The sequence below is a fragment of the Nitritalea halalkaliphila LW7 genome (assembly GCF_000265075.1).
GTDB lineage: Bacteria > Bacteroidota > Bacteroidia > Cytophagales > Cyclobacteriaceae > Nitritalea > Nitritalea halalkaliphila.
On the sequence record NZ_AJYA01000063.1, the window covers coordinates 1 to 6,899 of the forward strand.

5 protein-coding genes, 1 tRNA gene and 3 pseudogenes are annotated in these 6,899 nt (G+C 47.0%); 7 read left to right on the forward strand and 2 right to left on the reverse strand.

Features of this window, described 5'->3' with window-relative positions:
* Both A3SI_RS14840 and ppk1 read left to right on the forward strand, forming a co-directional pair.
* Window positions 1–1,160 (forward strand): annotated as a pseudogene (locus A3SI_RS14840) (toprim domain-containing protein); the annotation flags it as partial.
* Between the two features lie 106 nt (window positions 1,161–1,266).
* Window positions 1,267–3,391: pseudogene (gene ppk1 / locus A3SI_RS14845) on the forward strand (polyphosphate kinase 1).
* Between the two features lie 96 nt (window positions 3,392–3,487).
* Here ppk1 and A3SI_RS22960 read toward each other — a convergent pair.
* Window positions 3,488–3,589 carry a pyridoxine 5'-phosphate oxidase C-terminal domain-containing protein gene (locus A3SI_RS22960; RefSeq protein ID WP_316929228.1) on the reverse strand — a complete coding sequence of 34 codons (102 nt, stop codon included), beginning with the start codon at window positions 3,587–3,589 and terminating at the stop codon, window positions 3,488–3,490.
* Window positions 3,590–3,837: 248 nt separating this feature from the next.
* Window positions 3,838–4,128 (reverse strand): annotated as a pseudogene (locus A3SI_RS22965) (pyridoxine/pyridoxamine 5'-phosphate oxidase); the annotation flags it as partial.
* 87 nt (window positions 4,129–4,215) lie between these two features.
* On the opposite strand from A3SI_RS22965, the gene A3SI_RS14855 reads away from it, so the two are divergent.
* The 5 genes from A3SI_RS14855 to A3SI_RS14865 all read left to right on the forward strand — a co-directional run bounded on the left by A3SI_RS14855 (window position 4,216) and on the right by A3SI_RS14865 (window position 6,868).
* A complete protein-coding gene (locus tag A3SI_RS14855; RefSeq protein ID WP_009057193.1) occupies window positions 4,216–4,788 on the forward strand; it encodes a YqgE/AlgH family protein in 573 nt (190 codons plus the stop codon).
* Window positions 4,789–4,832: 44 nt separating this feature from the next.
* Entirely contained in the window at window positions 4,833–5,387 is a 555-nt protein-coding gene (locus tag A3SI_RS22970) for a DUF349 domain-containing protein (RefSeq protein ID WP_316929229.1), read from the forward strand.
* Window positions 5,375–6,343 (forward strand): DUF349 domain-containing protein, encoded by a 969-nt coding sequence (locus A3SI_RS22975; protein ID WP_316929230.1) that lies wholly within the window; start codon window positions 5,375–5,377, stop codon window positions 6,341–6,343. Before A3SI_RS22970 ends, A3SI_RS22975 begins: the two co-directional genes overlap by 13 nt.
* A complete protein-coding gene (locus A3SI_RS22980) occupies window positions 6,340–6,681 on the forward strand; it encodes a hypothetical protein (RefSeq protein ID WP_316929231.1) in 342 nt (113 codons plus the stop codon). Before A3SI_RS22975 ends, A3SI_RS22980 begins: the two co-directional genes overlap by 4 nt.
* Before the next feature lie 113 nt (window positions 6,682–6,794).
* Window positions 6,795–6,868 (forward strand) — tRNA-Thr (locus A3SI_RS14865).
* The last annotated feature ends 31 nt before the right edge of the window (window positions 6,869–6,899 follow it).

Consider the following 6,899-nt stretch of genomic DNA (forward strand, 5'->3'; position numbering starts at 1 on the left):
ATAATAATTCCTACACGGAAAATGTGGTCTCCTACGTAAACACCATCAATACCGTACGAAGGAGGAACAAGCAACCGTATCGGGCTTCCGCCGCGCACTCACTCGGACATTAAAAAGTTATGCCGATAAATCTGGCATGCTCGATAAACTGAAAATTGAAGTTTCAGGAGATGACTTTCGAGAAGGTTTAACCGCAGTCGTTTCCGTAAAAGTGGCGGAGCCACAATTTGAAGGACAGACCAAAACCAAACTTGGAAATTCCGACGTGGTCGGAGCAGTAGATGGTTCCGTTAGTGAAGTGCTCCAGATTTGGCTGGAAGAACATCCTCGGGAAGCGAAAATCATCGTTGGCAAAGTCATTTTAGCCGCACAGGCGCGCCACGCTGCACGTAAAGCGAGGGAAATGGTGCAGCGAAAAAATGTACTCGGTGGTGGTGGACTCCCTGGAAAATTGGCGGACTGTGCGAACACAGATCCCAGCATCTGTGAACTCTACCTCGTAGAGGGTGACTCGGCAGGAGGATCAGCCAAACAAGGCCGTAATCGCGATTTCCAAGCGATTTTACCGCTTAAAGGAAAGATCTTAAACGTAGAAAAAGCGCATGAGCATAAAATCTACGATAACGATGAAATTAAAAATATCCTCACGGCGCTTGGCGTCAAGTTTGGCACCCTTGCGGATGATAAAGAGCTGGATTTAAGTAACCTACGTTACCATAAAATCATCATCATGACGGATGCCGACATCGACGGTAGCCACATTCGTACGCTTATCCTCACGCTTTTCTTCCGCTACATGAAAACGCTGATCGAAAAAGGCTATGTGTATATCGCGCAGCCCCCGCTCTATCTCTTAAAAAAGGGAAAAGACGAGCGCTACTGCTGGACGGAAGAAGAACGTAAGGTTCTGACAGCAGAAATGGCAGGCGATGGAAAGCTGGAAAGTGTAAATATTCAACGCTATAAGGGGTTAGGGGAGATGAATCCTGAGCAACTTTGGACGACGACCATGGACCCAGACACACGAACCCTAAAACAGGTAACGATAGAGTCTGCCGCCGCCGCTGACCACTTGTTCTCCATGCTCATGGGCGATGAGGTAGCACCGCGAAGAGACTTTATCGAAAAAAAATGCGAAATACGCAAAAATCGATACCTAAACGAAATGGTAAATGAAAAGGGGCAAAAGCCCCTTTTTTTTATGTAAGCGATTCTGTAACTTTAAGGGATTTTTTACGAGTACTCCAATTCAACGCATACACACATATGTTAGCTACAACCCAAGATAAGTTCGAACAAGTTATACAGTCTAGCGACCTCGTCAGTCGCGACCTCAGCTGGCTACGCTTTAACGAACGCGTGCTGGATCAGTCCAAAAGCGCCCACCGTAGTATCTTCGAAAAACTCAAATTTTTAGCCATCACCGCTTCCAATTTGGATGAGTTTTTCATGATTCGTGTAGGTTCTCTTTATAATTATATAGACTACGAAAAAGAACGCGTCGACTATTCGGGACTTCGAGAAGATCCCTTTAAAGCCAAACTCATGCAGGAGTGCCAGCAGTTTTATCAGGAACAGCAGCGCCACTTCGAAGAAGTACTCCTACCGGAAACAGCGCAGTCAGGGTTTCGGCTGGTGAACCTGAGTCAACTTACCTCCGAAGAGCAGGCCTATATCGAAGCGTATTTCACGAAAGCCATTTACCCCATGCTTACGCCCATGGTCTTCGATGGATACCGCACCTTCCCGATCTTAATGAATAAGCTGCTGGTCTTTGGGGTGGTCACCCTCGCTCCCGGCGAAAAGAAAGAAAACAGGAAGCTATCTTTTGTGCAGATCCCCTCTAATATCCCCCGTTTTTTCGAAATCGAGCGGGAAGAAGAGGTCCTGTGCATTCCGATCGAAGAAATCATTCGCTCTCATATAAAAACACTTTTCCGAAATGTGTCGATAGAGGCTGTCAACCTCTTCCGGATCACCCGTAACGGTGATTTTACACTAGAAGAGAATGAGGATATGGATGCTAATTTCTTAGAAGAGGTAAAACGAAAGCTGAAAGAGCGCAAAACGGGCCGCGTGGTGCGCGTGGAAATCGAGAATAACTACAGCAAGTGGATGGTGAATCTGCTAAAAGAACGCTGGAAGATTCAAGACGACGCTTTATTTGTGATCGAAAAAAGCAGCATGCTGGACTTCACCGGGCTGTGGCAAATCGTAGGTAACCGACGCTTTAAAGACAAATTGCCGCAGGCACCCAGCCCCATCAACCCGCTTAGCTACCCAGAAGAAACCACCGATGACCTCTTCCATATCTTAAATGAACGCGATGTCCTGCTGCATCATCCCTATAACAGTATAGATCCTATCCTTGAACTTATCGAAACGGCTGCCGACGATCCGAACGTGATGGCGATTAAAATGACCATCTATCGCCTAGCTAAAGATTCGCGCATCACACGGGCACTTCTCCGCGCGGCGGAGAATGGCAAGCACGTATCGGTCCTTTTCGAGGTAAAAGCGCGCTTCGATGAAGAAAACAATATCCGCGAGGCCAAACGCCTACAAAAGGCCGGCTGCTTCGTCATCTACGGCATCAGCAACTTGAAAACCCATACCAAGCTACTGCTCATCGTAAAAAAAAGACGATAACCGGGTTACGCGCTATGTGCACTTAGGGACAGGGAATTACAACGAGGATACCTCCCGCTTCTACACCGATATCGGGCTGCTGACCACCGATGAGACCATCGCACATGATGTCTCCGAGTTCTTTAATGTGATCACGGGCCACTCCATGCCGACTACCTATCAGAACCTGATTACGGCGCCCCGCGATATGCGGAACCAGCTGATTACCTTCATCAACCAAGAAGCAGATAATGCTGAAGCAGGACTGAGCAGCGGCATCGTTATTAAAGTGAATAGCCTCGAGGACTCCGAGACCATCTACGCCCTCTACCGCGCCAGCCAGAAAGGGGTGCCGATAAAGCTGATTATTCGGGGGATCTGTTGCTTGCGCCCCGGGCGCAAAGGGCTCAGTGAAAACATCGAAGTTATTTCTCTAGTGGGGGACTATCTCGAACATAGCCGCATCTATTATTTTCATCAGAATGGCAAGCCGCTCACCTACGCAGGCTCTGCTGATATGATGGTGCGCAGCTTCGATAAGCGCTTAGAATCGCTCTTCCGCATAGGAGATCCCTTCCTCAAACAGCAGTTGATCAGTATTTTGGCCTATAATATTAAGGACAATCAAAACGCCTATGTCATGCAGGAGGATGGTACGTACCTGAAAAAACAGGTGGCGCCAGGGGAGGAGCCTTTTAATATCCACCAGGCTTTCTATGAAATTACTGCCGCTGATGTGCGGAAAACGGTCCTTTTTCCATAGCCATTTTTGGTCCCGGGCCCAAAAGACAAAAAGCCGGACTCACCTCCAGGTGTGAATCCGGCTTTTTTAGCAGCTACTGCCCGCTATTCGCATGGCTTAAGGAGCTAGTCGGGACTTCGTCCAAATTTCACTTTCATCATCAAAGGTGTAGGCGATGCGGTCGTGTAGGCGAGAAGGACGCCCTTGCCAAAACTCCATGTACTCCACAGATACAGCGTATCCACCCCAGTGGGGAGGCCTTTGAATGCTGTCCTCCTGGTATTTAGCACGAAGTTCCTGCTCTTTGGCTTCCAAGTAGGCACGGTTTGGAATCGCCCTGCTTTGAGGCGAAACCCATGCCCCGATCTGGCTGCCGAAAGGGCGGGAGAAGAAGTAAGCGTCGGACTCCTCTGGCTAATTTTCTCGGCGAAACCCTCTACCCGCACTTGGCGCTCCAGTTCCGCCCAGTGGAAATTCAAGGCCACATGAGGAAAATTTTCGATCTCTCTTCCTTTTTGGCTGTCATAATTGGTGAAAAACACCAGCTTACCCTCCTGAATCCCCTTTAAAAGCACCACACGGGAACTCGGACGGCCCAGACTGTTCACCGTGGAGAGCGTCATGGCATTCGGCTCATTAACCTGCGCCTCTACTGCCTCCTTTACCCAGGATTCCAGTTGCAAAACAGGATTTTCCTGTACATCACTAAGTTCAAGGGTACGTAATTTGTACTCCTTTCGTATATCTGCTAATTCCATGTTGTCTTAAAATTTAAAGTGAATTTCGTAATCTTATGGCATTTTTGAAAGTAAGCTGTATATTAACACATGAATTTATCAACCACTATGCCTAAGAAACCACACACACTCTCACTAGGCCCGGGCACATTACTGGTCTCTGAGCCTTTTTTACAGGATGAAAACTTCATGCGGTCCGTTGTGCTACTCTGCGAACATCAGGAGGTAGGGTCTTTTGGCTTGGTGCTCAATAAACAGTCTATTTTAACCTTAGACGAAGTGCTAGAGGAAATGCCGCTACCGCACATCCCTGTTTTTGTAGGCGGTCCAGTGGAACAAAACACCCTGCACTTCATTTATAAAAGTAAGCATAAATTTCCGGGTGGCATACGACTGGGCGAGGATGTTTACTGGGGCGGGGATTTTGACCTGGTGGTCAAAGGGCTGCTCGAAGGAAAAATCGATGAGGCTTCGATCCGGTTTTTTATCGGCTATAGTGGCTGGTCGGCAGGGCAGCTCGATCAGGAGGTCCAAGAGAATACCTGGATCGTTACCAATGACATCGGGGCGGAATGCCTTTTTGAGCACACCTCAGATGAGCTATGGCGCTACATTCTCAAGTACTTAGGAGGGGAGTTTAAACAAATGGCAAATTATCCCATAGACCCTCGATTAAATTAATATATTGCTTACATTTGCTTCTAACAGGATAAAACCAAATAACGATGGACAAGGAGAAAGAATTGTCGCCAGAAGATCAGGTGACCCCAACTTCTACTGAAGAACAGGGTAAAGAGAACGCCGCTCAAGCCGCTGCTGAAAGTGCTGAAAACCAGGAGGAGCAGGAGGAAACAGAAGAGGAGGAGACGGTAGATTATGAAAGCTTTTCTAAAAAACAGCTTGTAGAGGCCTTAAAGGAACTTTTACATGAGGGGCAGTTTGTGAAGAAAGACAAGCAGGTAAATGAAATCAAAGGCTATTTTGATACCCTTTTCCAGCAGGAAAAAGAGGCCGCGAAACAGGCTTTCCTAGCCGAAGAAGGGCAGACAGAGGATGATTTCCAGTATAGAGGAAGTGATGAGGATCGTGCCTTCTATGCTAACTATAACCTGTTCAAAGAAAGGAAATCCGATGCGCTCAAGCAGCTCGAGCACGAAAAAGAAAATAATTTAGCGGCTAAAAACCTCCTTCTTGACCGTCTCCGCGACGTGGTGGATGGAGAGGAGACGACTGACAACCGCTCCGTGGTTAAGGAAATTCAGGAGGCTTGGAAAAGATAGGTCCTGTTCCTGCCGCGCATAATAAGAATTTATGGGCTTCGTTTAATGCCCTGATGGATCGCTTCTACGATAATCGTTCGATTTATTTCGAACTGAAGGAGCTAGATCGTAAAAAGAATTTGGAACTCAAATTGGAGCTTTGTGAAAAAGCAGAGGCATTAGCAGCAGAGAGCGATATCAAGGCGGCCATTAAGACGCTAAATGAGTATCACGAAGAGTTTAAGCATATAGGACCAGTTCCACGCGAAGAGCAAGAGCCGCTTTGGCAGCGCTTTAAAGCGGCTTCGGATGCGGTTTACGATAAGCGTAAGGTTTTTTACGAGGCCCAAAAAGGGGTTTACGAAGAAAATCTGGCGAAAAAAGAAGCACTCATCGAAAGCTTAACGCCCTTTACGAGCTTTGAAGGCACGCGTATCAAAGAGTGGAATGCGAAAACAAAAGAAGTATTGGCTATCCAAAAGCAGTGGGAGGCAGTAGGTCCTGTGCCAAAAGAGTCTGGAAAAGAAACCAATAAGCGTTTTTGGACAGCGTTCAAATTATTTTTCTCCAATAAAAACCAATTCTTCAAAAGCCTGGATGAGGTACGTAAGGAAAACAAGCAGCGAGCAGAGGCACTCATCGCCCGCGCGGAAGCTATGTCCGACAGTACAGACTGGCAAAAGACCAGTCAGGAACTCATCGAGCTGCAGCAGGAGTGGAAAACCTTAGGCCCGACACCCGAAAAGGTGCGTGATGAGCTATACAAACGCTTTAAGCAAGCCTGTGACAGCTTCTTCGAGCAAAGAAGAAATGCGAACAAGCAGAGCAATCAAGAATTCGAAGAGAATTTGAAGAAAAAGCGATCGCTAATCGATGAAATGATCGCACAAGCCACAGCGGCGGCGCTACAGCCGAAAATATGGAGCGTTTTATTCGTGAATTCCAGGCGATCGGTTTTGTGCCGAGGAAGAACATGAAGGAAGTTACCTCCTTGTTTAACGAAGCACTGGAAAATTATGCAAGCAAGCTGGGGATGGAAGGTAAAGACAAGGAAGAGTTCCTTTTCCGCCTCGACATGGCCAAGCTGCAAAACGAACCGCAAGGGAACCGCATCATCGGCAAGAAAGAACATGGTATTCGCAAGCAGATCGCAGATCTGGAAAATAATATCTCGCTTTGGAAGAATAACCTGGCCTTCTTCGCCTCTTCTAAGACGGCAGATAAGCTAAAAGATCAGTTCGATACGAAAATTCAAAAGGCTGAAGACGAAATCGAAAAGCTCAAGCAGCGCTTAAACATTTTAAGAGAATTTTAAGCCACTCAAAAATAGGGAGATAGCGCTATCTCCCTATTTTTTTGTTTTTAGGGCTTTTTACTTCTGAAAAAGACTTCTATATTTGCACTGTCATTAAGAGAAAGGGTTTACAAGCCTCTTTAGCTCAGCTGGTAGAGCAACTGACTTGTAATCAGTAGGTCGCTGGTTCGATCCCGGCAAGGGGGCTCTGATCTCTTAATGACGCCTCCTTAGCTCAG